General features: G+C 60.6%; 27 protein-coding genes. 20 read left to right on the top strand and 7 right to left on the bottom strand.

From position 1 onward, the window contains the following. The first annotated feature begins 149 nt into the window (after positions 1–149). Genes mpl through ACQ4MY_RS26445 form a run of 3 tightly spaced genes read left to right on the top strand, consistent with a single transcriptional unit; the run spans position 150 to position 2,420 of the window. Positions 150–1,499, top strand: coding sequence for a UDP-N-acetylmuramate:L-alanyl-gamma-D-glutamyl-meso-diaminopimelate ligase (mpl, locus tag ACQ4MY_RS26455; RefSeq protein WP_008083666.1), 1,350 nt, complete (start codon positions 150–152; stop codon positions 1,497–1,499). Next, positions 1,496–2,143, top strand: coding sequence for a flavin prenyltransferase UbiX (ubiX, locus tag ACQ4MY_RS26450; RefSeq protein ID WP_007909567.1), 648 nt, complete (start codon positions 1,496–1,498; stop codon positions 2,141–2,143). The genes mpl and ubiX overlap by 4 nt, the downstream gene beginning before the upstream one ends. Further along, on the top strand, positions 2,136–2,420 hold the full coding sequence (locus ACQ4MY_RS26445; RefSeq protein WP_008083664.1) for a YceK/YidQ family lipoprotein: 285 nt from the start codon (positions 2,136–2,138) through the stop codon (positions 2,418–2,420). Before ubiX ends, ACQ4MY_RS26445 begins: the two co-directional genes overlap by 8 nt. A gap of 130 nt (positions 2,421–2,550) precedes the next feature. Here ACQ4MY_RS26445 and ACQ4MY_RS26440 read toward each other — a convergent pair whose 3' ends face one another. The 3 genes from ACQ4MY_RS26440 to ACQ4MY_RS26430 all read right to left on the bottom strand — a co-directional run bounded on the left by ACQ4MY_RS26440 (position 2,551) and on the right by ACQ4MY_RS26430 (position 5,505). Then, complete coding sequence (locus ACQ4MY_RS26440) at positions 2,551–3,192, bottom strand: oxidoreductase (RefSeq protein ID WP_008083662.1); 642 nt, start codon at positions 3,190–3,192, stop codon at positions 2,551–2,553. A gap of 27 nt (positions 3,193–3,219) precedes the next feature. Beyond that, entirely contained in the window at positions 3,220–4,947 is a 1,728-nt protein-coding gene (locus tag ACQ4MY_RS26435) for a C13 family peptidase (protein ID WP_440096972.1), read from the bottom strand. A gap of 102 nt (positions 4,948–5,049) precedes the next feature. Then, complete coding sequence (locus ACQ4MY_RS26430; protein ID WP_007909575.1) at positions 5,050–5,505, bottom strand: MaoC family dehydratase; 456 nt, start codon at positions 5,503–5,505, stop codon at positions 5,050–5,052. A 190-nt stretch (positions 5,506–5,695) separates the two neighbouring features. Between ACQ4MY_RS26430 and ACQ4MY_RS26425 the strand changes: the two genes are divergently transcribed. Genes ACQ4MY_RS26425 through ACQ4MY_RS26415 form a run of 3 tightly spaced genes read left to right on the top strand, consistent with a single transcriptional unit; the run spans position 5,696 to position 7,375 of the window. Then, the gene (locus ACQ4MY_RS26425) at positions 5,696–6,058 is read left to right on the top strand and encodes a CidA/LrgA family protein (protein ID WP_440096970.1); all 363 of its coding nucleotides are present in this window, start codon (positions 5,696–5,698) and stop codon (positions 6,056–6,058) included. Continuing rightward, a complete protein-coding gene (locus ACQ4MY_RS26420) occupies positions 6,058–6,774 on the top strand; it encodes an LrgB family protein (RefSeq protein ID WP_008085111.1) in 717 nt (238 codons plus the stop codon). Before ACQ4MY_RS26425 ends, ACQ4MY_RS26420 begins: the two co-directional genes overlap by 1 nt. Before the next feature lie 10 nt (positions 6,775–6,784). Continuing rightward, on the top strand, positions 6,785–7,375 hold the full coding sequence (locus ACQ4MY_RS26415) for an LON peptidase substrate-binding domain-containing protein (RefSeq protein WP_440096969.1): 591 nt from the start codon (positions 6,785–6,787) through the stop codon (positions 7,373–7,375). 91 nt (positions 7,376–7,466) lie between these two features. Here ACQ4MY_RS26415 and ACQ4MY_RS26410 read toward each other — a convergent pair whose 3' ends face one another. Together ACQ4MY_RS26410 and ACQ4MY_RS26405 are read right to left on the bottom strand one after the other, a co-directional pair. Next, positions 7,467–8,783: a bifunctional DedA family/phosphatase PAP2 family protein gene (locus ACQ4MY_RS26410; protein WP_008085115.1), complete on the bottom strand. Its 1,317-nt coding sequence runs from the start codon at positions 8,781–8,783 to the stop codon at positions 7,467–7,469. A 117-nt stretch (positions 8,784–8,900) separates the two neighbouring features. Beyond that, positions 8,901–9,596: a DNA-3-methyladenine glycosylase gene (locus tag ACQ4MY_RS26405; protein WP_440096968.1), complete on the bottom strand. Its 696-nt coding sequence runs from the start codon at positions 9,594–9,596 to the stop codon at positions 8,901–8,903. A 177-nt stretch (positions 9,597–9,773) separates the two neighbouring features. Here ACQ4MY_RS26405 and ACQ4MY_RS26400 point away from each other — a divergent pair, with 177 nt between their 5' ends. From ACQ4MY_RS26400 to ACQ4MY_RS26340, 13 genes are all read left to right on the top strand, one after another. After that, positions 9,774–11,045, top strand: coding sequence for a glutamate-5-semialdehyde dehydrogenase (locus ACQ4MY_RS26400; RefSeq protein ID WP_440096966.1), 1,272 nt, complete (start codon positions 9,774–9,776; stop codon positions 11,043–11,045). After that, positions 11,014–11,736 (top strand): nicotinate-nucleotide adenylyltransferase, encoded by a 723-nt coding sequence (gene nadD, locus ACQ4MY_RS26395; protein WP_440096965.1) that lies wholly within the window; start codon positions 11,014–11,016, stop codon positions 11,734–11,736. Before ACQ4MY_RS26400 ends, nadD begins: the two co-directional genes overlap by 32 nt. Positions 11,737–11,808: 72 nt before the next feature. Next, on the top strand, positions 11,809–12,303 hold the full coding sequence (rsfS, locus tag ACQ4MY_RS26390; RefSeq protein ID WP_008087903.1) for a ribosome silencing factor: 495 nt from the start codon (positions 11,809–11,811) through the stop codon (positions 12,301–12,303). A 9-nt stretch (positions 12,304–12,312) separates the two neighbouring features. Continuing rightward, the gene (gene rlmH, locus ACQ4MY_RS26385; protein WP_003185785.1) at positions 12,313–12,780 is read left to right on the top strand and encodes a 23S rRNA (pseudouridine(1915)-N(3))-methyltransferase RlmH; all 468 of its coding nucleotides are present in this window, start codon (positions 12,313–12,315) and stop codon (positions 12,778–12,780) included. 10 nt (positions 12,781–12,790) lie between these two features. Beyond that, positions 12,791–14,686: a penicillin-binding protein 2 gene (gene mrdA, locus ACQ4MY_RS26380; RefSeq protein WP_440096964.1), complete on the top strand. Its 1,896-nt coding sequence runs from the start codon at positions 12,791–12,793 to the stop codon at positions 14,684–14,686. Between the two features lie 31 nt (positions 14,687–14,717). Beyond that, positions 14,718–15,821, top strand: coding sequence for a rod shape-determining protein RodA (gene rodA / locus ACQ4MY_RS26375; RefSeq protein ID WP_042704880.1), 1,104 nt, complete (start codon positions 14,718–14,720; stop codon positions 15,819–15,821). Positions 15,822–15,838: 17 nt separating this feature from the next. After that, on the top strand, positions 15,839–16,849 hold the full coding sequence (gene mltB, locus ACQ4MY_RS26370; RefSeq protein ID WP_008087906.1) for a lytic murein transglycosylase B: 1,011 nt from the start codon (positions 15,839–15,841) through the stop codon (positions 16,847–16,849). Beyond that, complete coding sequence (locus ACQ4MY_RS26365; RefSeq protein ID WP_007909599.1) at positions 16,849–17,859, top strand: septal ring lytic transglycosylase RlpA family protein; 1,011 nt, start codon at positions 16,849–16,851, stop codon at positions 17,857–17,859. Before mltB ends, ACQ4MY_RS26365 begins: the two co-directional genes overlap by 1 nt. Positions 17,860–18,048: 189 nt before the next feature. Then, positions 18,049–19,206, top strand: coding sequence for a D-alanyl-D-alanine carboxypeptidase family protein (locus tag ACQ4MY_RS26360; RefSeq protein WP_008087907.1), 1,158 nt, complete (start codon positions 18,049–18,051; stop codon positions 19,204–19,206). Positions 19,207–19,291: 85 nt separating this feature from the next. Then, complete coding sequence (locus tag ACQ4MY_RS26355) at positions 19,292–19,567, top strand: DUF493 domain-containing protein (protein ID WP_008087908.1); 276 nt, start codon at positions 19,292–19,294, stop codon at positions 19,565–19,567. Next, positions 19,567–20,214, top strand: coding sequence for a lipoyl(octanoyl) transferase LipB (gene lipB, locus ACQ4MY_RS26350; protein ID WP_008087909.1), 648 nt, complete (start codon positions 19,567–19,569; stop codon positions 20,212–20,214). Before ACQ4MY_RS26355 ends, lipB begins: the two co-directional genes overlap by 1 nt. A 25-nt stretch (positions 20,215–20,239) precedes the next feature. After that, on the top strand, positions 20,240–21,238 hold the full coding sequence (lipA, locus tag ACQ4MY_RS26345; protein WP_162130791.1) for a lipoyl synthase: 999 nt from the start codon (positions 20,240–20,242) through the stop codon (positions 21,236–21,238). A gap of 107 nt (positions 21,239–21,345) precedes the next feature. Further along, the gene (locus ACQ4MY_RS26340) at positions 21,346–22,293 is read left to right on the top strand and encodes a S66 peptidase family protein (RefSeq protein ID WP_440096961.1); all 948 of its coding nucleotides are present in this window, start codon (positions 21,346–21,348) and stop codon (positions 22,291–22,293) included. Positions 22,294–22,368: 75 nt separating this feature from the next. Here ACQ4MY_RS26340 and ACQ4MY_RS26335 read toward each other — a convergent pair whose 3' ends face one another. Further along, positions 22,369–23,691 carry a lytic murein transglycosylase gene (locus tag ACQ4MY_RS26335; protein WP_440096959.1) on the bottom strand — a complete coding sequence of 441 codons (1,323 nt, stop codon included), beginning with the start codon at positions 23,689–23,691 and terminating at the stop codon, positions 22,369–22,371. 243 nt (positions 23,692–23,934) lie between these two features. Continuing rightward, on the bottom strand, positions 23,935–24,087 hold the full coding sequence (arfA, locus tag ACQ4MY_RS26330) for an alternative ribosome rescue factor ArfA (RefSeq protein WP_008081065.1): 153 nt from the start codon (positions 24,085–24,087) through the stop codon (positions 23,935–23,937). A 168-nt stretch (positions 24,088–24,255) separates the two neighbouring features. Between arfA and ACQ4MY_RS26325 the strand changes: the two genes are divergently transcribed. Further along, positions 24,256–25,218 (top strand): hypothetical protein, encoded by a 963-nt coding sequence (locus ACQ4MY_RS26325; protein WP_440096958.1) that lies wholly within the window; start codon positions 24,256–24,258, stop codon positions 25,216–25,218. The last annotated feature ends 4 nt before the right edge of the window (positions 25,219–25,222 follow it).

The following is a 25,222-nucleotide window of genomic DNA, read 5'->3' as shown; positions in this document are numbered from 1 at the left end:
TGATCTTGTTTTTTTTAAGGTCAAAAGATCGCAGCCTCGTTGCACTCGTCAGCTCTTACCTGTGTGGTGGTGTAGGTGGGGGCATCAGCTAAAGAGTGCGATTTCCCCCTCCCTACGCTAACCTGCGGCCATGTTTTACGAGGTCGACTATGCACATTCATATTCTGGGTATCTGCGGGACTTTCATGGGCTCGATGGCGGTGTTGGCCAAAGAGCTGGGCCATCACGTGACCGGCTCCGACGCCAACGTCTATCCGCCAATGAGCACGCAGCTTGAAGCCCAAGGCATTCAACTGACGCAAGGCTACGACCCGGCGCAGCTCGATCCGGCGCCGGATCTGGTGGTGATCGGCAACGCCATGTCGCGCGGCAACCCGGCGGTGGAATATGTGCTGAACAAAGGCCTGCCGTACGTCTCCGGCCCGCAGTGGCTGGCCGACCACGTGCTGCAAGGTCGCTGGGTGCTGGCGGTTGCCGGCACTCACGGCAAAACCACCACCAGCAGCATGCTCGCCTGGGTGCTGGAACATGCTGGCATGAGCCCGGGCTTCCTGATTGGTGGCGTGCCGCAGAATTTCTCGGTGTCGGCGCGACTGGGCGGCACGCCGTTCTTCGTGATCGAGGCCGACGAATACGACAGCGCCTTCTTCGACAAGCGCTCGAAGTTCGTTCACTACCGTCCGCGCACCGCGATCCTCAACAATCTTGAGTTCGATCACGCCGACATCTTCCCGGATCTGCCGGCGATCGAGCGGCAATTCCATCACTTGGTACGCACCATTCCGAGCGAAGGCCTGGTCATCCATCCGACCACCGAGCCGGCCTTGCAGCGTGTGATCGAAATGGGCTGCTGGACCCCGGTGCAAACCACCGGTGCCGGCGGTCAGTGGCAGGTCAAACTGCTGAGCGAAGACGGCTCGGCGTTCGAAGTGATGTTCGAAGGCGTGTCGCAAGGCACCGTCGAGTGGGAGCTGACCGGCCAGCACAACGTTGCCAACGCCTTGGCGGCTTTGGCAGCGGCGCGGCATGTTGGCGTGGTGCCATCGATGGGTATCGCCGGGTTGAGCGCGTTCAAGAACGTCAAACGCCGGATGGAGAAAGTCGCCGAAGTGCGCGGCATCACCATTTACGACGACTTCGCCCACCACCCGACCGCCATTGCCACCACCCTCGATGGCCTGCGCAAACGCATCGGCGACGCGCCGCTGATCGCGATCATCGAACCGCGCTCCAACTCGATGAAGCTCGGCGCCCACCGTGACGGCTTGCCGGCCAGCGTGGTCGATGCCGATCAGGTGATCTGGTACGCCCCGGCCAACCTGGGCTGGGATCTGGCCGGCACTGCCGCGTTGTGCACGGTGCCGTCGATTGTCAGCGATTCACTGGAAGGCATCATCGAACGCGTGAAGAGCCAGGCCCAGCCCGGCACTCACGTGGTGATCATGAGCAACGGCGGCTTCGGCGGCCTGCACGGCAAACTCGCCGAGGCGCTGCAATGAACACTCGTTTTGAGAGCAATGGCCCGGAACGCATCACGCTGGCGATGACGGGTGCGTCCGGCGCGCAGTATGGTTTGCGCCTGCTGGATTGTCTGGTGCGCGAAGATCGCGAAGTGCACTTTCTGATCTCCAAGGCTGCGCAATTGGTTATGGCCACTGAGACCGATGTGACCCTGCCGCCCAAACCGCAGATGATGCAGGCGTTCCTCACCGAATACACCGGGGCTGCCGCCGGGCAGATCCGCGTGTACGGCAAGGAAGACTGGATGTCGCCGGTGGCTTCGGGCTCCGGCGCACCGGCGGCGATGGTCGTGGTGCCATGTTCCACCGGAACGTTGTCGGCGATTGCCACGGGCGCTTGCAACAACCTGATCGAACGCGCTGCTGATGTGACGTTGAAGGAGCGCCGCCAGTTGATTCTGGTGCCGCGTGAAGCGCCGTATTCGAGCATTCACCTGGAGCACATGCTCAAGCTGTCGAACATGGGCGTGACCATTCTGCCGGCGTCGCCGGGTTTCTATCACCAGCCGCAGACCATCGATGATTTGATCGATTTCGTCGTGGCGCGGATTCTCAATCTGCTGGGCATTCCGCAGGACATGCTGCCGCGGTGGGGTGAGCATCACTTGAGCAGCGATGAATAAGCTGCTGGTCATCGGGCTGGCGTTGTTGCTGAACGGGTGCGCCACGGCGCGCACGTTGGACGCGGCCAAGCCGGGGGCGCCAGTGGTGTACTCCGGGACGCGGCTGGACTTGTATGCGTTGAATGGCGGGTGCTGCGCGATGGATCGTTTCGGGGCTGCGGCGCCGAGCTATCCGGGGGTGGATCTGCCGGGCAGTGCGTTGTTGGATACGCTGTTGTTGCCGTTGTCGCTTCTTACCGTGATCGGCGTGAGTTTTCAGGCAACAGGCGGATTGTAGAAGCGAACACAACCCCCTGTGGCGAGGGGATTTATCCCCGATCGGCTGCGCAGCAGTCGTCGCTTTTAAGATTCTTGGGGGCGCTGCGCACCCCATCGGGGATAAATCCCCTCACCACAAAGTCCTGGAACTATTTGCCGAGTTTGCGCAAATCATCCGACTCGATCACCCGAACCCCATCCTGCTCCTCCAGCGCCAATCGCCACATCGCCCGCGCCAATTGGCACGCCTCGATGCCACGATATTTGCCCGGAATCAGCTTCGACAACGGCCCGGCCAACTGCTCGGCCAGACGTGGCTCCGTGCGTTCACCCAACAACAGCGAAGGTCGGCAAATGGTCAGTTGCGGCCAGTCCTGCGCGCGCAAGGCCTGCTCCATTTCGCCTTTGACCCGGTTGTAGAAAACCGACGACTTCGGATCGGCGCCAATCGCGCTGATGACAATCAGATGCCGCGCGCCCATCTCCCGTGCACGCTTGGCGAACGCCACGACCATGTCCAGATCGACCGCGCGAAACGCCGCTTCGGAACCGGCCTGTTTGATTGTGGTGCCGAGGCAGCAATAGGCGATATCGACCCGGCCGCTGAGCTGCGGCAGGAACACCTGCGGATCGCCGACCGGATTTTCCAGGTGCGGATGTTCCGCCAACGGCCGACGCGACGGGGCGAGCACGCGAGAAATCGTTGGCTCATTGAGCAAACGGTCGAGTAGATGTTCACCGGTCAAACCGGTGGCTCCGGCAAGCAATACGTGCTGAGGCGTCAAGTACATAGTGTCTCTCCCTTGATACTGTTCAGCTTAGTTGCTCTTTATCGCTCCGTCGTTCAATGCAGCACTTTGCAAAGCTTTTCTTGCTTGCTGTTTACGCAGCAGTTGCCAGTGCGCCAACACGGTTTTCGGCGCCCAGATCTGCGGCTCCGAGGCTTCGAAATTGTCCGCCAGTTCGCGTTCGGCGACGGTGGCCTTGGCCAGTTTGAAGGCTTGCTCCAGGTCATCGGTCTGGTTCAGCGCCTGGGCGAACAGCGCGTCGCCGAAGTAGGTGAAATTGGCTTCTTCCGAGCAGCCGAAGGACACGCGATCGGCGCGCGAGGCAGTCATGATCAGCGTGCGTTCGTCTTTCAGCGCCGGGATGAAACCGCCGGAGTAGCAGGATGAAATGACGATGATCTTGTCGCGGTTTTTCAGCGGCGCGAGCACAGCAGCGAGTTCGTCGGCGGGCAGGTCGGCCAGCTCCATGCGCGGCTGGTCGAGCACCAGTTCATGTTCGGCGGTGCCGTGGCTGGTCAGGTAGATAAACAGCAAATCTTCCGGGCCGCTGCGTTCAGCGAGGGTTTGCGCGGCGCGGCGCAGGTTCTCGCGGGTGGCCATCGGCCGGTCGCCGAGGTGGTCGCGGTGGTTGACCAGACGGATCTGGCCGTAGGCGCCGAAGCGCGTATTGAGCATGTTGGCGACATAATCGGATTCGCGCAGGAACACACTCTGCTTGCCGTCGCCGCCGAGGGTCAGCGTGTACAGCTCGACCGCCGGGGTCGAGGCGGGAATGGCGGCCAAGGCGTCTTCGAGCAGGCGGCCCTGAGCAAGCAAACCGAGCTCAAGTGTATCGGGCAGCAACTTGCCATCGGCGTCGCGCACGCGCTGGCCGTTGATCCAGGTGCCGCTCATGACGCTGCCATCGGTGAGCACCAGAGTGCCGCGCCCCGAGTAACTGTCGTTGTCGAAACCGCCGATGTAGAAACTGCCATCAGACAGATTCAAACGGCCCGGCCCACTGAAACGCCAGTCGCTGAACGAGCCGATGTAGTGGCTGCCGTCGGCGCCGATCAGTTCGCCCTTGCCGGTCAGCGCGCCTTCCTTGAACTGGCCCAGCCAGACATCGCCGTCAGCGTTTTCGTAGCGGCCCTTGCCGTGCAATTGATTGTTCTTGAAGCCGCCGACATAAATGTCACCGTCAGCGCTGTTGAACGTGCCGTTGCCTTCCAACTGACCGTTGACGAAATGTCCGCTGAACGTGTTGCCACTGGAGTCGCCACGCTGACCTTCGCCGTTGGGCTTGCCGTGGGCGAACTGACCTTGATAGGAGCTGCCGTCGTCCATTTCCAGACGGCCGAGCCCGGAATATTGATCAGCCTTGAATTCGCCACGGTAGGTCATGGCGTTTTCTTTCAGGGTGCCTTCGCCGTCACGCCGACCCTGCTTGAAACCGCCGGTGTAACTGCTGGCGTTGGTCGTCAGGCTGCCCTGACCGTCGAACAGCCCAAGCTGGAACTGCCCGCGATAGACCTCGCCATTGCTGCCATGCCATTCGCCCTGACCATGCCATTGGCCCTTGTCGAACTGCCCGGCGTACCAACTGCCATTGGGGTAGTCGACGCGTCCCTGACCTTGCAGCAAGCCGTCGACCAGTTCGCCGCGATAGCGTCCGCCATCCGGCAGACGCGCATCCGGGGGCAGCAGCGATTCGCCGTCGCCGCACGCGGTGAGCATCAGGGTCAAGGCAATGGGGGCGAGGGCAGCGAGTGAGCGCATAGCGGGATCCGGGCAATTAGGCGACCGAGTATGCCGCAGCTATGCGTCGCATAAATAGAGACGTGACGCGAAACAGCGTGCGCTGCTTCGCATCCGGAACGTTTACACGAAGCAGAGTGACAGCGGCTCGGCGATGTAGGCCGGTTTGTCCGAACCTTCTATCTCCAGCGTTGCGGTGGCTTTGAGCAGCCACTGGCCAGGTTTTTTCTCGGTCACTTCGCCTAGGTCGACCTTCAGGCGAACTTTCGAATTGACCTTGACCGGCTGGATGAAACGCACACTGTCCAGGCCGTAGTTGACCACCATCTTCACGCCTTGCGGCAGGATGAGGATGTCTTCCATCAATTTCGGGATCAGCGACAACGACAGGAAACCGTGGGCAATGGTGCTGCCAAATGGCGTTTGCGCGGCTTTGACCGGGTCGACGTGAATGAACTGATAATCCCCGGTGGCTTCGGCGAACAGGTTGATACGCTCCTGATCGATGGTGAGCCATTCGGAACGTCCGAGTTCCTTGCCGACATAATCTTTGAGCTCTGCAACGGGAACATAGGGCATTGAGACTCTCCTTGGGTTCATCGGTTTTATAGTTTTTCAGGTGGGGGATTTGACCGCCCTGCGAACCACTGTAGATCATCATGGCGATTTGCTCCGGTCAACCGACCATGCTTTTGGCGAATGCCGATCCATAGCGCAGGCGTGCTTATAATGCGGGCGATGAACGGGAGAGAGACGGGAGAGAAGTCGGATGTTGTTACGTGGCCTGACCCTGCTGGTGCTGTTTCAATTGCTCGGCACGGCGCTCAATCATTTGCTGTTGCCGGTGCTGCCGGGGCCGATCATCGGCCTGCTGCTGTTGCTGATCTTCCTGATCGTTCGTGGTGAAGTCGGCGAGCCGCTGAACCTCGCGGCCGGCAGTCTGCTGCGTTATCTGCCATTGCTGCTGGTGCCGCCGGCCGTTGGCGTGATGGTGTATGCGACGGCGATTGCCGCCGATTTCTGGGCGATTGTCGGCGCGTTGGTGCTGTCGCTGATCCTCTCGATGGCGTTTGCCGGCGTGCTGATGCAACGCATGGTCAAACGTCATGCGCACCGGTCGGAGGAGTCCTGATGCTCTTCGACTGGCAAGGGGCCTGGGCCTCGGTAATCCATCATCCATTGTTCGGCATCGGCATCACTCTCGGCGCCTATCAACTGGTGCTGGCGGCGTTCGAGAAAACCCGCTGGATCTTTCTGCAACCAGTGCTGGTCTCCATGCTGTTGGTGATCGGCGTATTGCTCGGCTGCGGCCTGACCTACGCCGAGTACCGCAAGAGCACCGAGATCCTCAGTATTCTGCTCGGCCCGGCCACGGTGGCGCTGGCAGTGCCGCTGTATCTCAACCTCAAACGCATCCGCCAATTGTTCTGGCCGATATTTACTACGCTGGTGATAGGCGGCGTGGTGGCGACCGGCATGGGCGTGCTTTTGGGCTGGTGGTTTGGCGCCGAGCACATGATCCTGATGACCATGGCGCCGAAGTCGGTAACCTCGCCGATTGCGATGCTGGTGGCCGAACAGATCGGTGGCGTCGCGGCGCTGGCAGCGGTATTCGTGTTGATCACCGGGGTGATCGGCGCGATCTTCGGCCCGGCGCTGTTGACCCGACTTGGCGTGCACAGCCCCGAGGCGCGCGGCATGGCGCTGGGCATGACCGCGCACGCCGTCGGCACCTCGGTGGCGTTGCAGGAGAGCGATGAATGCGGTGCCTTCGCGGCGCTGGCGATGAGTCTGATGGGCGTGGCCACGGCGGTGTTCCTGCCGTTGGCGGTGTCGATGGTGGTGTAAGGAAATGTCTATGAGTCTGCCGCTTTTTCCGCTGAACACAGTGCTGTTTCCTGGTTGCAATCTCGACTTGCAGATCTTCGAAGCGCGCTACCTGGACATGATCGGCCGCTGCATGAAACAGGGCGGCGGTTTCGGCGTGGTGTGCATTCTGCAGGGCAGCGAAGTCGGGCTGGCGCCGGAGGGCTATGCGCTGGTCGGCTGCGAGGCGCGCATTACCGATTTCCAGCAGCAGGACAACGGTTTGCTGGGGATTCGCGTGCAGGGCGGGCGCCGGTTCAATGTGTTGCGCACTGAAGTGCAGCGCGATCAGTTGATTCTTGCCGACGTCGATTGGCTGGATGAAGAGCCCGAGCAACCGCTGCAGGACGAAGACGCCGATCTGGTTGCGCTGCTCAAGGCGCTGGCGGAACACCCGATGGTCGAAGCCTTGAACATGGGCATCGAAGCGCTCGGTCAGCAGTCATTGGCCAATCAGTTGGCCTATCTGTTGCCGTTTGCCGAGGAAGACAAGATCGACCTGTTGCAACTCGACGATCCGCAGCAGCGACTGGATGCGATCCAGGCGCTGCTTGATGAGTTGCAGGGCGAACTGTTTGCCTGATCGACCGCAAAAGATCGCAGCCTGCGGCAGCTCCTACATGACGAACACTGAACTCATGTAGGAGCTGCCGAAGGCTGCGATCTTTTGACCTTCAATAAGCGTAACGCAACATCGTGTTTGGCAAATGCCGAAACACAAACAGACTGAACAACACCACCAGCGCCGGCAAAATCAGCCACCAGACCTTGAACGGCATGGCATTCAGTGGCTGTTTACGCTGGCTCAGCCACAACCCCGCCGCACACACGCACGCCGCCAACATCGCCCCGGCGAGGATGTCCGTCGGCCAATGCGCCCCCAGATAAACCCGCGACAAGGCAATCGACAGGGCCGGAATGCAGCCGACAAACAGCCAGGTCAGGCGCATGCGCGGTGGTTGTCCCCGGCCTGCCAGAACGGCCAGCACCAGAAACAGCGCAAACGCGCCGGAAGCGTGGCCGCTGGGCATGCTGTAACTGGTCAGCGGATCGCTCAGCACTTCCGGGCGCACCCGAGCGAAAAACATTTTAGTGCCGGTGTTCAGCAACGCGGTGCAGAGCAACACGCCGCCAGCAAAGATTGCCTGGCGCCACTGTCGGCACAGCAGCAACAGACCGGTGAGCAGGGCACTGAACATCAGCATGTTGCGGAATTCACCGATCAGGGTGAACGTCACGGCGATTTCATCGAGCATCGGCTGGCGATGTTCTTGCACCAGCGTCATCACACCTTGGTCGAGTGCCGTCAGATAGGGGTACCCAATGAACAAACCGATCAGGATCAACAGGCTCATGCTGCTGATCCAGATCGTCGCGCGGCGGTGGCGGCGCAGGCTGCTGTTGACGCTGAGGCCGACCATCACGGCAATGCTGGCCGCGACAATCCCGGCTTGCAGCCAGAAACCTTCCGGCAGGGGCAGGCGAATGGCCGCGCCCGTGGCCCAGCCGGGCAGCAGATAAGCAAGGCTCCAGCCGGCGGCGGCCAGCAGGCTGACAGCGGCGAAACGCGGGAAGGGCATGTCGCACATGCCGGCAACCATTGGCAGCATCGGCCGCAACGGGCCGATAAAGCGCCCGACCAGCAGGCTGGCGATGCCGTAACGCTGGAAGTAGCTTTCGGCACCGGCCATCCATTCCGGGTGATGGCGCAGCCCCGGCAGACGGCGGATGTTCTGGTGGAAGTGGCGGCCGAGGAAGTACGAGATCAAATCACCGAGAATCCCGCCGAGGAAACCCAGCAGCAAGGTTTCGCTCAATGACAGCGCGCCGCTGCCGGCCAGCACGGCCACGGCAAACAACAACACCGTGCCGGGCACGATCAAACCGGCAATCGCCAGGCATTCCACACACGCGACAATGAACACCGCGGCGGCCAGCCACTGCGGGTTGGCCGCCAGCCAACCGGTTACGCTATCGAGCCATGGGCCCATACCAAAAAACTCCAAACCATTGATGTTCCCCCTGTAGGAGCTGCCGAAGGCTGCGATCTTTGCTTTTCAAAAGATCAAAAGATCGCAGCCTTCGGCAGCTCCTACATGAGTGTGTGTTTACAGCAGGAAATAGTCGCGGCCTTCGACCTGGCCGCGTCGCAGCGGGTTCCGCGTGCACCATTGCGCGTAAGTCGCGTCGACGAAGCGGTACATCAGGTGTTCGTCCCGGCCATGGGGGATGCCCAGGCGGGTGGTCTGAATGATGTGCGAGGGTGCAGGCCCGGTGTCTTCTACCAGAAGAACTTCATGATCGAAACGTTTGGCGTCCCACACCGGCACTTTCAGCCCCAGCGCCTTGCACAGTAACGTTTGCCCGGCGCAGAGCTTTTGCGACGGTCGCGCACGGCCCTGCGCATCGGGATTGTTCAGCAGCATCTGCGCCAGACTGGCCGGGCCGCTGATTTCATCGACCCATGGATAGGCGGATTTGATCAATACCGCGTTGCCCGGTCCTTGCGCGCTGAAGTTCAGCGAATCGCCGCCACGGGCGTAATACATATAGATGTGCCCGCCATCCAGAAACAAAGCCTTACGCTTTTCCGTGTAGCCGAGGGACGCGTGGCTGCCTTTTTCCGCGCAGTAATAGGCTTCGGTTTCGATGATCCGCGCGCTGAGCCACAGATCGCCGACGCGATGGCGGATGACTTTGCCGAGCAAATCCTTGGCCAGCACTTGGGCGTCCCGGTCAAAAAAAGTGTCCGGGAGCCCCAGCGGCAGGCGTTCGGCGTGGGAGCGAGCGGTCAGGTTGGGCATGGCAGGCGAGGTTTATCCAGGCTGAAGAGGTCGTGATGATAACAATGCGCGGCTTAATTACGCCTGAACGTCGGCGATTCGCGGCTCATTTTGACCATCCGCCCGTCACCGCTGTTAGTCCCGGGACGCGACAGCTATAATCTGCCGCTTTCCTCTTTGCCAAGACCCCAGCAGACCATGACTGAGTCCGTTCTTGACTACATGACCCGATTGGGTCGCGCCGCCCGCGAAGCCTCCCGGGTCATCGGCCGTGCCAGCACCGCGCAGAAAAACCGCGCCTTGCAGGCTGCTGCCAATGCCCTCGACGCTGCGCGCGCCGAGCTTGCTGCAGCCAATGAACAGGATCTGGCCGCCGGTCGCGCCAACGGTCTGGAGCCGGCATTGCTGGAACGTCTGGAACTGACCCCGGCGCGTATCGACGGCATGATCGTCGGTCTGCGCCAAGTGGCTGCACTGCCGGACCCGGTCGGTGCGATCCGTGACATGAGCTTCCGTCCGTCGGGCATTCAGGTCGGTAAGATGCGCGTGCCGCTGGGTGTGATCGGGATCATCTACGAATCCCGTCCCAACGTGACCATCGATGCCGCCAGCCTGTGCCTGAAGTCCGGCAACGCCACAATCCTGCGCGGCGGCTCCGAGGCGATTCACTCCAACCGCGCGATTGCCGCGTGCATCCAGCGCGGTCTGGCCGAGGCTGAATTGCCCGCCGCCGTGGTGCAAGTGGTTGAAACCACCGACCGTGCCGCCGTTGGCGCGATGATCACCATGCCCGAGTACGTCGACGTGATCGTGCCGCGCGGTGGCCGTGGCCTGATCGAGCGCATCAGCCGCGATGCCCGCGTGCCGGTGATCAAGCATCTGGACGGCATCTGCCACGTTTACGTCAGTGCCCACGCCGATCTGCCGAAAGCCCAGCGCATCGCCTTCAATGCCAAGACTTACCGTTACGGTATTTGCGGTGCGATGGAGACGCTGCTGGTCGATCAAACAGTCGCCAAGGATTTCCTGCCGTCGATGGCGGCCGAGTTCCGCGAAAAAGGCGTCGAACTGCGTGGCTGCGAGCGCACTCGGGCGATCATCGAAGCGGTCGCGGCCAGCGAAGACGACTGGCACACCGAGTACCTGGCGCCGATCCTGTCGATCCGAGTGGTTGATGGTCTGGACCAGGCGATCGAGCACATCAACCATTACGGCTCCCATCACACCGACTCGATCGTCAGCGAAAACCTTGCCGACACCCGTCGTTTTGTCGCGGAAGTCGACTCGGCGTCGGTGATGATCAACACCCCGACGTGCTTCGCCGATGGATTTGAATACGGATTGGGTGCCGAGATCGGCATTTCTACTGATAAGCTGCACGCCCGCGGCCCGGTGGGCCTCGAAGGACTGACCTGCGAGAAGTACATCGTGGTCGGTGATGGCCAGTTGCGCGGCCAGGCGACGGTCTGACTTGACCGACCTCGACCTGACAGCGCCGCAGCCCGGCAGCGAGTCCCGCCCACGGCGCATTGGCGTGCTGGGCGGTACGTTCGACCCGGTCCACATCGGCCATTTGCGCGGTGGCCTGGAAGTCGCCGAAGCGCTGGCGCTCGATGAGTTGCGGCTGACGCCGAGTGCACGGCCGCCGCATCGCAATACGCCGCAAGTGTCGGCGCAGGATCGGCTGGCGATGGTCGAGTGCGCGGTGGCCGGAGTGCCGCCACTGGTGGTAGACGCCCGCGAATTGCAGCGGGACAAGCCGTCTTACACCATTGATACCCTGGAGTTGATGCGTGCTGAAATGCCCGCCGAGACCCAGGTTTTTCTGCTTTTGGGCTGGGACGCATTTTGCGGCCTGCCCACTTGGCATCGCTGGGAAGAGTTGCTCCAGCATTGCCACATCCTGGTGCTACAGCGCCCGGACGCCGACAGCGAACCGCCGGATGCCTTGCGCAACCTGCTGGCAGCGCGTTCGGTGAGCGACCCGCTGGCCCTGAAAGGGCCGAGCGGACAGATTGCATTCGTCTGGCAGACGCCGCTCGCGGTTTCCGCCACCCAGATCCGTCAACTGCTGGCCAGCGGTAAGTCGGTACGTTTCCTGGTGCCCGACGCGGTCCTGGCCTACATCGATGCGCACGGTCTTTACCGTGCGTCGAACTGAGCAAGGCGTGCTTCACTGATACGAATCCACGTATCGCCAAGCCGCCGAATATATGAGCAAAACGAGTTTTATATGACTGACAAAGACCAAACCAAAGTAAAGCGCAAAGGCACATTCAAGAGCGCCCCGCTGCCAGAGCCGGTCAACACCAATGAGCCGCTCAAAGGCGACGAACTGGTCAAGATTGCCGTTGCAGCCCTGGAAGACGTCAAGGCGCAAGACATTCAGATCATCGATGTTCGCGACAAGCAGAGCATCACCGACTACATGATCATCGCCACCGGTACGTCCAACCGCCAGATCAACGCGATGCTCGACAAGGTTCGCGAAGAAGTCAAAAAGCAGGGCGCCAAGCCGCTGGGCGAAGAAGGCAAGGGCGACAGCGACTGGGTGCTGTTGGACCTGGACCTGGTGATCGTGCACATGATGACTGCCTCGGCGCGTCAGTTCTACGACCTGGAACGCCTGTGGGCCGGTGCCGAGCAAAGCCGCGCGGCCGACGCCAAGCACCACAGCCCGGAAAACACCCACGAGCATTTCACCAAGCTCAACAAAGACCAGCTGTAAGGGATTGCTGTGCGACTGCGCCTGATCGCCGTCGGTTCACGCATGCCCAAATGGGTGGAAGAAGGCTGGCATGAATATGCCAAGCGTCTTCCGTCCGAGCTGGCGCTCGAACTGGTGGAAATACCGCTCAATACCCGTGGCAAGAATGCCGACGTGGCCCGTTTCATCCGCCAGGAAGGCGAAGCCATGCTGGCCAAGGTCGGGCCGAACGAGCGGATCGTCACGCTGGAAGTCCACGGCAAACCCTGGAGCACCGAACAGCTGGCGGTCGAACTCGATCGCTGGCGGCTGGATTCGCGCACGGTCAATTTCATGGTCGGTGGCCCGGAAGGGCTGGCGCCTGAAGTCTGTGCCCGCGCCGATCAGCGCTGGTCGTTGTCGCCGCTGACGTTGCCGCACCCGTTGGTGCGGATCCTGATCGGCGAACAGTTGTATCGTGCCTGGACCGTGCTGTCCGGTCACCCTTACCACAAGTAAGCCTGCCCTCATGTCTCAGCCGATCCGCATCAAGGACCACGAAAAGGACGCACGCCTGGTGCGTAGCCGCGTCGTGTTCGGGGCCATTGCGATCATGTTGCTGATCGGCGTGCTGATTGCGCGGCTGTATTACTTGCAGGTGATCCAGTACGAATACCACTCGACACTGTCGGAAAACAACCGCGTCCACGTGCAGCCGATTCCGCCGACGCGCGGGCTGATTTTTGACCGTAACGGTGTGGTGGTGGCGGACAACCGTCCAAGCTTCAGCCTGAGCATGACCCGCGAGCGCTCCGGCGACTGGCCGCAAGTGCTCGACGTCATCGTCGAAGTGCTGGAGCTGACGCCCGAGGATCGGGTGATCTTCGAGAAGCGCATGCGTCAGGGGCGCCGGCCGTTCGAGCCGGTGCCGATCCTGTTCGAGCTGACCGAAGAACAGATCGCCCGTATCGCGGTGAATCAGTTCCGCCTGCCAGGCGTGGAAGTGGTCGCGCAACTGGTTCGTCACTACCCGCAAGGCGCGCATTTTGCGCACTCGGTGGGCTACATGGGGCGGATCAACGAGAAAGAGCTGAAGAGCCTCGATCCGGTCAACTACAGCGGCACCCATCACATCGGTAAAACCGGCATCGAGCGTTTCTACGAGCCGGAATTGCACGGTCAGGTCGGTTACGAAGAAGTTGAGACCAACGCTCGCGGCCGCGTGTTGCGGGTGCTCAAGCGCACCGACCCGATTCCCGGCAAGGACATCGTCCTCAGTCTGGACATCAAATTGCAGGAAGCGGCCGAGGCGGCATTGGGCGGGCGCCGTGGCGCGGTGGTTGCGCTCGATCCGAAGACCGGCGAAGTGCTGGCGATGGTCAGTCAGCCGAGCTTCGACCCGAACCTGTTCGTCACCGGCATCAGCTTCAAGGCGTATGCCGAGTTGCGTGATTCGATCGACCGGCCGTTGTTCAACCGTGTATTGCGCGGTCTGTATCCGCCGGGTTCGACGATCAAACCGGCGGTGGCGATTGCCGGTCTCGATTCTGGCGTAGTCACGGCTTCGAGCCGGGTGTTCGACCCGGGCTACTACATGCTGCCCAACTACGATCACAAATACCGTAACTGGAACCGCACGGGCGACGGTTTCGTCGACCTCGACACGGCGATCATGCGGTCCAACGACACCTACTTCTATGACCTGGCGCACAAGCTCGGCATTGATCGGCTGTCGGCTTACATGAACAAGTTCGGCATCGGCCAGAAGGTCTCGCTGGACATGTTCGAAGAGTCCCCCGGCCTGATGCCGTCCCGCGAATGGAAGCGAGCGACACGCAAACAGGCGTGGTTCCCTGGCGAAACCTTGATCCTCGGGATCGGCCAGGGCTACATGCAATCGACTCCGCTGCAACTGGCCCAGGCCACGGCGCTGGTCGCCAACAAAGGCATCTGGAACCGTCCGCACCTGGCGAAATCCCTCGAAGGGGTGAAGCCGGTGGATGAAAACCCGATGCCGGACATTATCCTGCGTGATCCGTCGGACTGGACCAAGGTCAACCACGGCATGCAGCAAGTGATGCATGGCGCTCGCGGTACCGCGCGCAAAGCGGCCATCGGCGCGCAATACCGTATCGCCGGCAAATCGGGTACGGCTCAGGTCGTCGCGATCAAGCAGGGCGAGAAATACGACCGCTCCAAGGTTCAGGAGCGTCATCGCGACCACGCCTTGTTCGTCGGCTTTGCCCCGGCCGATGACCCACGCATCGTCGTGTCGGTGATGGTCGAGAACGGTGAATCCGGCTCCGGGGTCGCCGCGCCCGTGGTGCGTCAGGTCATGGACGCCTGGCTGCTCGATCAGGACGGACGTTTGAAGGCCGAATACGCCAGCCCAATCAGTGCGGAGGCTACGGCCCGTGATGAATAACTTTGATCGCATGCTCTCCAGTGAGGATGTGATGCGTCGCCGCGCGACGCTGCTGCAAAGACTGCATATCGATGGTCCGTTGCTGATCCTGCTGCTGATTCTCGCCGCCGGCAGCCTGTTCGTGCTGTATTCGGCCAGCGGCAAGAGCTGGGACCTGCTGGCCAAACAGGCTACCTCGTTCGGCATCGGCCTGGTGTCGATGATCGTCATCGCCCAGTTCGAGCCGCGTTTCATGGCGCGCTGGGTGCCGCTCGGTTACGTGATCGGCGTGGTGTTGCTGTTGGTGGTGGACATCATGGGCCACAACGCCATGGGCGCCACGCGCTGGATCAACATTCCCGGAGTGATCCGCTTCCAGCCCTCGGAATTCATGAAGATCCTGATGCCGGCGACCATCGCCTGGTACCTGTCCAAGCGCACGTTGCCGCCGCAGCTCAAGCACGTCGGCATCAGCCTGATGCTGATCGGTGTGCCGTTCATCCTGATCGTCCGCCAGCCTGACCTCGGCACTTCGCTGCTGATTCTGGCGGGCGGTGCGTTTGTGCTGTTCATGGGCGGGCTGCGCTGGCGCTGGATTCTCAGCGTGCTGGCGGCGGCGATCCCGGTGTCGGTGGCGATGTGGTTTTTTATCATGCACGACTACCAGAAGCAGCGAATCCTGACCTTCCTCGACCCGGAAAGCGATCCGCTCGGCACCGGCTGGAACATCATTCAGTCGAAAGCCGCTATCGGTTCCGGCGGCGTGTTCGGCAAAGGCTGGCTGCTCGGCACCCAGTCGCACCTGGATTTCCTGCCAGAAAGCCACACCGACTTCATCATCGCGGTACTCGGCGAAGAGTTCGGCCTGGTGGGTATTTGTGCGCTGCTGCTGATTTACCTGTTGCTGATTGGCCGAGGGCTGGTGATCACCGCTCAGGCGCAAACGCTGTTCGGCAAATTGCTCGCCGGTGCGTTGACCATGACGTTTTTTGTTTACGTTTTCGTCAACATCGGTATGGTCAGTGGCCTGTTGCCGGTCGTAGGGGTACCGTTGCCGTTCATTAGCTACGGAGGAACTTCGCTGGTGACGCTGCTGTCAGCGTTTGGGGTTTTGATGTCGATCCATACCCATCGCAAGTGGATCGCACAGGTTTGAATAAGGTGAAGAGTTCAATGCAAGTAATGCGTGGCTGGGCGACTCGATGCGCGCCAGTGGTAGGCCTGATGGGCCTCCTGGGCAGCATGCAGGAAGCGCTGGCCGGCGAGTACGAAGGCTCACCTCAGGTGGCCGAGTTCGTCGGTGAAATGACCCGCGACTACGGTTTCGCCGGTGAGCAACTGATGGCGGTGTTCCGCGAGGCTCAGCGCAAACAGGCGATTCTCGATGCGATCTCCCGACCTGCCGAACGGGTCAAGCAGTGGAAAGAATACCGCCCGATGTTCATCACCGACGCGCGCATTGCCCGCGGTGTCGACTTCTGGCGTCAGCACGAGGCAACGCTGGCCCGTGCCGAGCAGGAATACGGCGTGCCGGCACAAGTCATCGTGTCGATCATCGGCGTTGAAACGTTTTTCGGACGTAATACCGGCAATTACCGGGTGATCGATGCCTTGTCGACGCTCGGTTTCGACTATCCTCCCCGTGCCGAATTTTTCCGCAAGGAACTGCGTGAGTTCCTCCTGCTGGCGCGCGAAGAGCAGGTCGATCCATTGACCCTCAAAGGTTCGTACGCCGGGGCCATGGGCCTGCCGCAGTTCATGCCGAGCAGCTTTCGCGCCTATGCGGTGGATTTCGACGGTGACGGCCACATCAATATCTGGAACAACCCGGACGATGCGATTGGTAGCGTTGCCAGCTATTTCAAGCGTCACGGCTGGGTCGCCGGTGAGCCGGTGGTCAGCCGCGCCGATGTCCGTGGCGAGCAGGTCGATGAAGGCCTGACCACCGGCATCGAGCCGACGAAGACGGTTGGAGAGTTGCGGGCGCTGGGCTGGTCAAGTCATGATGCGCTGCGCGATGATATGCCGGTGACTGCATTTCGCCTCGAAGGCGACAACGGCCCTGAATACTGGATGGGCCTGAAGAATTTCTACGCGATCACGCGTTATAACCGCAGCGTGATGTACGCCATGGCCGTACATCAACTGTCTGAACAGCTGGTACAAGCACGGGGCGTCAAGTAATGCGGGCATTGCCTAACAATAAACCCCTGAAGCTGGTGGCATTTGCTGCGTTGGCGGTACTGGTCGCCAGCTGCACGACCAGTCGTTCCCCGACGCCGAAAACCTCCAATACCGCTGTGCGAGCGCAGCCGGGCCTGGACATCAATCGCGCGCACAAAGATGGCGCGCCGTGGTGGGACGTCGATGTTTCGCGCATCCCTGATGCCACGCCGACCCTGCACACCGGCCCTTACAAGGCCAACCCTTACACCGTACTGGGCAAAACCTACTTCCCGTTGCAGGAATCCAAGACCTACGTCGCCTCCGGCACGGCGTCCTGGTACGGCACCAAGTTTCACGGTCAGAACACCGCCAATGGCGAGGTTTACGACCTGTACGGCATGAGTGCCGCCCACAAGACATTGCCACTGCCAAGTTACGTTCGGGTGACCAACCTGGACAACAACCGCACGGTGATCCTGCGGGTCAACGACCGTGGGCCGTTCTATTCCGATCGCATCATCGACTTGTCGTACGCGGCCGCGAAAAAACTCGGTTACGCCGAAACCGGCACTGCGCGGGTCAAGGTTGAAGGCATCGATCCGCAGCAATACTGGGCTGCCAAGGGCCGTCCGGCACCGTTGATGCTCAACGAGCCGCAGGTCGCGCAGAACAGCGCGCCGGTGATTACGGCCTCGGCCGGCACCGTCGAGCAGTGGACGCCGCCACCGCAACAACATGCCTCAGACACCGTACCGGTGCCGATGAGTGCAAAAAAAAACGCTTCTGCAACAGCAACTGGCCAGTATCTGCAGGTGGGCGCGTTCGCCAACCCGGACGCTGCAGAACTCCTGAGGTCGAAGCTCAGCGGGATGGTGAGCGCTCCGGTGTTCATCAGTTCGATCGTGCGCAATCAGCAGACCCTGCATCGGGTACGTCTGGGGCCGATCGGCTCGCCGGGTGAAATTGCCCAGGTGCAGAACAGCGTGCGCCTGGCCAACCTTGGTTCGCCAAGCGTGGTCACCGAGTAAGCAAAACGCAGATCTTGATTGACGGTTCACCAGCGATTGGGGGGTGAATCAGGTTGTTGGCTCGTCAAAGAACAAAAGCCCGGCAAGGGTGACTGGAGTGAGCAACTGAACACGCGATGGCTCGTTAGAAAGCCATCTGATTAAATTTTGTCCGCAAGGACAGTTTCCATTAGCGATTTCGAGAGACGGATGAACATCACCACCTTTGCCAAACGCCTGTGTCTGCTAGTCCCGCTGCTCCTCTCGCCAGCCGCCTTCGCGGCCGAGATGATGCCGTCGCCACCACAACTGGCCGCTAAAGCCTACGTTCTGATGGATGCCAGCAGCGGCAACGTGCTGGTCGAGAACAATGGCGACCAGCGTCTGCCGCCGGCCAGCCTGACCAAGCTGATGACCGCGTACATCGCGACCCTGGAAATCCGTCGTGGCCAGATCGGTGAAAACGATCCGGTGACCGTCAGCGAAAACGCCTGGCGCACCGGCGGTTCGCGGATGTTCATCAAAGTCGGCTCGCAGGTGACTGTCAGCGACCTGCTGCACGGCATCATCATCCAGTCCGGCAACGACGCCAGCGTCGCCCTGTCCGAGCACATCGCCGGTAGCGAAGATGCGTTCGCCGACCTGATGAACAAGACGGTGACTGATCTGGGCATGAGCAACACCCACTTCATGAACCCGACCGGCCTGCCAAACCCTGAGCACTACTCGTCGGCTCACGACATGGCAATCCTGGCCCGTGCAATCATCCACGAAGACCCGGCTCACTACGCGATCTACTCGCAGAAAGAGTTCTTCTGGAACGGCATCAAGCAACCTAACCGTAACCTGCTGCTGTGGCGCGACAAGACCGTTGACGGTCTGAAAACCGGTCACACCGACGAAGCCGGCTACTGCATGGTGTCCTCGGCGGTACGTGACGGCCAGCGCCTGATCGCGGTGGTGTTCGGTACCAACAGCGAAGTGGCTCGCGCCGCTGAAACCCAGAAGCTGCTGACTTACGGTTTCCGCTTCTTCGAAACCCAGACCTTCTACCAGAAGGGCACCGAACTGGCTCAGGCCCCGGTGTGGAAAGGCACCACCAATCAAGTCAAGGCCGGCCTGGCTGAAGACCTGACCATGACCTTGCCAAAAGGCCAGCTGAAGAAGCTCGCTGCCAGCATGACCATGAACCCGCAACTGACCGCGCCAATCGCCAAGGGCGACGTGATCGGTAAAGTCGAAGTCAAACTGGAAGACAAGGTCGTGCACAGCGCTGACCTGATCGCTCTGGATGGCGTCGAGGAGGGTGGTATCTTCCGCCGCATGTGGGATAGCATCCGTCTATTCTTCTACGGCTTGTTCAACTGATTTGTGTTGACCTGCATGGCCCCGCCCCGATCCGGTGCGGGGCCATGCGCGTTATCACGGCTTGCGCTCAAGAGGCCGTTACGCCATGACCGATACCGAAGTAAAGGCGCCAAAGATCGAATTTCCCCAGGTTGATTATCCGGTTAAGGTGATCAGCGACACGGGGGTTGGCCACAAAGACAAGATCATCGAAATCGTGAAGAAATTCGCGAAGATCAACGATGAGCGTGTCGACGAGCGTTCGAGCAGCAACGGCAAATACACCACCATCCAGTTGCACATCGTCGCGACCGATCAGGATCAGCTGTACAACATCAACAGCGAACTGCGGGCAACCGGTTTCGTGCACATGGTGTTGTGATGCCGGGCACGCTGGGCTTTCGTGAGCTCGGCCAGATGGCTTACGAGCCGGTCTGGCATGCCATGCAACGCTTTACCAACGAACGCGGCAGCGATGCCGCCGACGAAATCTGGCTCGTCGAACACCCGCCGGTGTTCACTCAGGGCCAGGCCGGCAAGGCCGAACACTTGCTGCTGCCGGGAGATATCCCGGTGGTGCAGGTCGATCGTGGCGGCCAGGTGACTTATCATGGCCCCGGCCAATTGGTGGCTTACCTGTTACTGGATGTGCGCAAGCTGGGTTTCGGCGTGCGCGATCTGGTCAGCCGCATGGAGCTTTGCCTGATTGAACTGCTGGCCAGCTACGGCGTTACCGCTGCAGCCAAGCCGGATGCTCCCGGCGTCTATGTCGATGGAGCAAAAATCGCTTCTCTGGGTTTGCGGATTCGCCACGGTTGTTCCTTTCATGGCCTGGCCCTGAACGTGGATATGAACCTGGAACCGTTTCGACGGATTAATCCCTGCGGCTATGCCGGGCTGGCGATGACCCAGCTGAGCGATCACGCAGGATCGATTGAATTTGCCGAGGTAAGTGCCCGGCTGCGTGCGCAGCTCGTCAAACACCTCGACTATGCTGAGCAGACGACCCTGACGGGCGGAATCGACTGATATGACTACTGATGCAGTGCAAACCATGATCCCGACGCTCGACGTGACCGAGCGCCCGGCCCCGCGTCCCAAGGTAGAAGCCGGCGTCAAGCTGCGCGGCGCCGAGAAGGTTGCACGCATCCCGGTAAAGATCATTCCGACCACCGAACTGCCGAAGAAGCCTGACTGGATTCGTGTGCGCATCCCGGTTTCGCCGGAAGTCGACCGTATCAAGAGTCTGCTGCGTAAACACAAGCTGCACAGCGTCTGCGAAGAAGCGTCCTGCCCGAATCTGGGTGAGTGCTTCTCCGGCGGCACCGCGACCTTCATGATCATGGGCGACATCTGCACCCGTCGCTGCCCGTTCTGCGACGTTGGCCACGGGCGTCCGAAGCCACTGGACGTCAACGAGCCGGAAAGCCTGGCCATCGCCATCGCCGACCTCAAGCTCAAGTACGTGGTGATTACTTCGGTTGACCGCGACGACCTGCGCGACGGTGGTGCCCAGCACTTTGCCGACTGCATCCGCGAAATCCGCAAGCTGTCGCCGAACGTGCAGCTCGAGACCCTGGTCCCGGACTACCGTGGCCGCATGGACGTCGCGCTGGAAATCACCGCCGCCGAGCCGCCGGATGTGTTCAACCACAACCTGGAAACCGTGCCGCGCCTGTACAAGGCTGCGCGTCCGGGTTCGGATTACCAGTGGTCGCTGACTCTGCTGCAACGCTTCAAGCAGATGATGCCGCACATTCCGACCAAATCCGGCCTGATGCTGGGTCTGGGCGAGACCGACGAGGAAGTCATCGAAGTCATGAAGCGCATGCGCGAACACGACATCGACATGCTGACCCTCGGTCAGTACCTGCAACCGTCGCGCAGCCACTTGCCGGTGCAGCGTTTCGTGCACCCGGACACCTTCGCCTGGTTCGCCGAGGAAGGTTACAAGATGGGCTTCAAAAACGTTGCCTCGGGCCCGCTGGTGCGTTCTTCGTACCACGCTGACGAGCAAGCGAAGCTGGTCAAGGCTGAGTTGATGGGGGCCTGATTCAGCGCTGAATAAAATGCCCGCCGTGGCTTTAAGTCCGGCGGGCTTTTTTTTGCCTGCTTTCCTGACTACTGTGTGCGCATGACTTCACACTGGGAGCCCCATGGATGACCGTTCGACCGACCCACAGCCTTTTCCCGCATAAACCCGTGCCGGCGCTGCCGTCAGAGGGCGTGATTGGCGTGATCGCGCCGGCCGGCCCCGGCGCGCTGGATACCGACAAGGCTGTGCAATGGATGCGCGCTCGCGGCTATGCGCTGAAGGTGTTCCCCGGTGTCTACGAGAAAGATGGCTATCTGGCCGGCAGCGATGACGTGCGTCTCAACGACCTGCACGCTGCGTTTGCCGACCCTGACGTCGACGCGATCATCTGCCTGCGCGGCGGCTACGGCACGCCGCGCCTGCTGGATCGCATCGACTACGACCTGCTCAGCCGCCACGCCAAGCCTTTCGTCGGTTACAGCGATATCACCGCGCTGCACCTGGCGATAAGCCGTTACGCCGGGTTTGTGACCTTCCACGGGCCACTGCTCAACGCCGACCTGTTGGGTGACAAGGAACCGCCGACCGTGACGTCGTTCTTCGCCATGCTGCGTGGTCAGGTGAAAGCGGGGAGTGTGCTGAGCCATCCGGTGGCGTATCCGTTGACCACCGTTGAGCCCGGCGTTGCACACGGGCGTTTGCTTGGCGGCAATCTGGCAATGATCGCTTCAACACTAGGCACGCCTTACGAAATCGATGTCGAAGGGGTAATTCTACTGATCGAAGACATCAACGAACCGCTGTATCGGATCGACCGGTTACTGACCCAGATGCGTCTGGCCGGCAAGTTGGCCAAGTTGCGCGGGGTGTTGGTCGGGGACATTGCCGGGGTAGATGTCGAGGCGCTGAATCGTTTGCTCAAGCAGACGTTCGAGCCTTTGCGGATACCGGTGTTGTCGGGGTGGCGTAGCGGGCATTGCGACCCGAACCTGACGCTGCCGATGGGCGCGCTGGTACGGCTGGATGCCGGGAAGAAGGAATTGATGCTGGAGCAGGATGTAGTGACCCGATAAAGCAAAAGATCGCAGCCTGCGGCAGCTCCTACATTGGAAATGCAGCTGCCGCAGGCTGCGATCTTTTGATCTTGCTTATTGGCCCCGCAGGCTCTCAAGCAATTTGTGCGTGGGATAGCCATCCGCCGGCCAGCCAAACGACTGCTGTGCACTGCGAATCGCCTTGCGCGTATTGGCACCGATAATCCCGTCCGCCGTGCCCGCATCGTAATTGCGCGCGCTCAGCAGGGTCTGCAACTCGATGCGCTCGGTGCGGCTCAACGGCAAGTCGTCTTTCGGCCAGTTGCCATTGATCAAGCCTGCGCCACTGAAACGCTCGGACAACAGGCTCACCGCCAAGGCATACGACGAGGAATTGTTGTACTTGAGGATCGCCCGGAAGTTATCGAGGATCAGGAACGCCGGGCCACGATAACCGGCCGGCAACAGCAGGGCCGCGGACAGTTGCTCGGAGCCCGCAGGTACCTGAGCGCCATTAGGCAAGTTCACACCCAGCTGACGCCATTCGGCGACGCTCTTGCGAATCGCCCCATCCGCCAGCGTGTAGTTGAAACTGCTCGGCAGTTGCACCTCGAAACCCCACGGCTGCCCACGCTGCCAGCCGGAGCTTTGCAGGTAGTGCGCGGTCGAAGCCAGGGCATCGGCCGGGCTGCCCCAGATGTCGCGGCGGCCATCACCGTCGAAATCCACGGCGTGGGTGTTGTAGGTGGTCGGAATGAACTGGGTCTGGCCCATCGCCCCGGCCCAGGAACCGAGCATCTTCTCTGGCGTGATATCGCCCTGTTGCAGGATCTGCAGGGCAGCAATCAATTGCGCATGGGCAAAGCCCGGGCGGCGGCCTTCGTAGGCGAGGGTGGCCAGTGAGTTGATCACCGATTTGCTGCCCTGGAACTGACCGAAATTACTCTCCATACCCCACACCGAAACGAGCGCCTGACGGTCGACCCCATAACGCTGTTCGATGCTTTGCAGAATGTCGGCGTACTGGTTGAGCAGCGCCTGACCCTTGCGCACGCGCAGCGGCGACAGCGCGCCGTCGAGGTATTCCCACACCGGGCGGGAGAATTCCGGCTGGCTGCGGTCGGCACGAATCACGCTGGCGTCGAAACTGACATCGGCAAAGGCGCGATCAAACAACTCAGGGCTGATCCCGGCGGCGAGCGCGTCCTTGCGGAAGCCTGCCTGCCATTCGGCAAAGGTCTGGGGCGGCTGAAGATCGAGAGGGTCGGCGGACGGCACTACCGGCGGGATAATCGCTGGGGCCGTGGCGACAGGGGCGGCTTGAAGAGGTTGCGCGTCGGCGGCGGTGGGTTTTTCCGCACAGGCGACAAGCAGAACGAAGCTTGCTGCAGCGATCGAATGGCGAACAGGCCAGCGACGGGAAAGACTTAGGGGCATGCACAGTTCCAGGGGAAACGAATCAGGTGCAGACCTTAACACGACAGCCGTGCCAAGCGACTTGCTAGGGGGCAGATTTTGCTCGGGATTTAATGTTTATCCGGCCAGTAAAACTCCGAATTCTGCATTGATCAACTGTCAGGTTTGACAGTTACGCGCTTTGCCAAAGCGGCGCTAAATGAGTGCTCAAATGGTACAGAGAAGAGGGGAGAGGTCATCAGACGAAGCGAGTTCCAGCGTCATTCATGCCGCCAGAAAGCAAGAAGCCTCCCAGCTTTTAGACTGGAAGGCTTCGCGGCGGTAGCTGCCTTTGCCCTTGGTTGGTCGCTCTTGACGACTGCGAAACAAGGGTTGGGCGACGATGGATTTGGCCTTGTTGGGGCGCTTTTTGCTCATGGTGGGTCTCCTTTTAGACCGGGCGAGTATACAGCGTTGTTTCAGTAACGTAGCCGGTAATCCTGCTCTGCTGATCACTCAGGTCAGGCATTTGAACGCAAGTACGCATATCGACCGTTTATGCATTACTGCAGATTTCATCACCACGATGCACAAGGGATATCGATCGTGAAAAAAATAATCTTGTTGGTCTGGGCCTTTTTGTTGATCGCCTGCTCCGCTACTCAGGAACAACCGGCCCCCGCCCCACCGGTACCGAGTGAAGAACAGATTTCAACTCAGAGCGTGCCAGGTGACCAGCAATTCGGTGCTTTCTCACAACCTCGCAACAATGGTCCGGCGGTGGTTGCTGATCTCAATGCGAAATGGAATCAAACGTCGCGCAATTGTTTCAATAGTGAAACTGCACCGAGTTTTTTGTGCTCAGGCGTTGTGATCAGGGGGACGACCAACGGACCGGGCTTCAATATCTGGGATCCAAGCCCGGCCAACGTGAAAAAAGGCTTCGTTGCGTTTTCTTACATGCGCCAGGATTCTCGGTTTCCAGCCCTCTATAGCCATGCCAACAACGGCTATATAGTCACGCCGGTCTCTGAGCTTGCCGGTCAGTTGAAGTTTCAGTATCTATGCTTCTTTCCCATAGATGGCGCGACAGAGTGGCGGTCGGACTACGGTTGTGGGCCACACAGTCTGCATGGCAATCGCAGTGCTTCCTGCGCTTCGCAGGCGATCACCACGTCGACTAAATTTTTGACGCACTACTTGGCCGGTGCAACAGTGCGCGAGCAGAAACAATGCAGTTTCGATGTTCGAGACACATCGCCTGATCAGACGGCAGTGTTGTTTCGAGAAGCGTTGCTGGCGATGCCAAAAATTCCGAAGAATGGCGTCAATGACGAAAACGAACTGGTTGTTCGTGTCTGGGCCAAACAAGCGGCTGCCAATATGCCCATCAAGGCGTTTTTCTACACCAGCGGCTCAACGCCAGGCTGGACTCAGGCAAGGCAGAATCAGAGTGCTTATTACAGTCAAAGTGGTGGCAAGGTTGTGCCTGTCGTAATGTTGACGATCAACAAGTCAACCTGGGCGGCTTCCTTTACCTACTCGGGTAGTGATCAGATTTACCCGTGAGGGC

It is taken from the genome of Pseudomonas sp. SM4, from assembly GCF_051913165.1.
Classification (GTDB): domain Bacteria; phylum Pseudomonadota; class Gammaproteobacteria; order Pseudomonadales; family Pseudomonadaceae; genus Aquipseudomonas.
The sequence above is the reverse complement of the archived record's forward strand: the minus strand, read 5'-3'. Positions and strand labels throughout refer to the sequence as shown.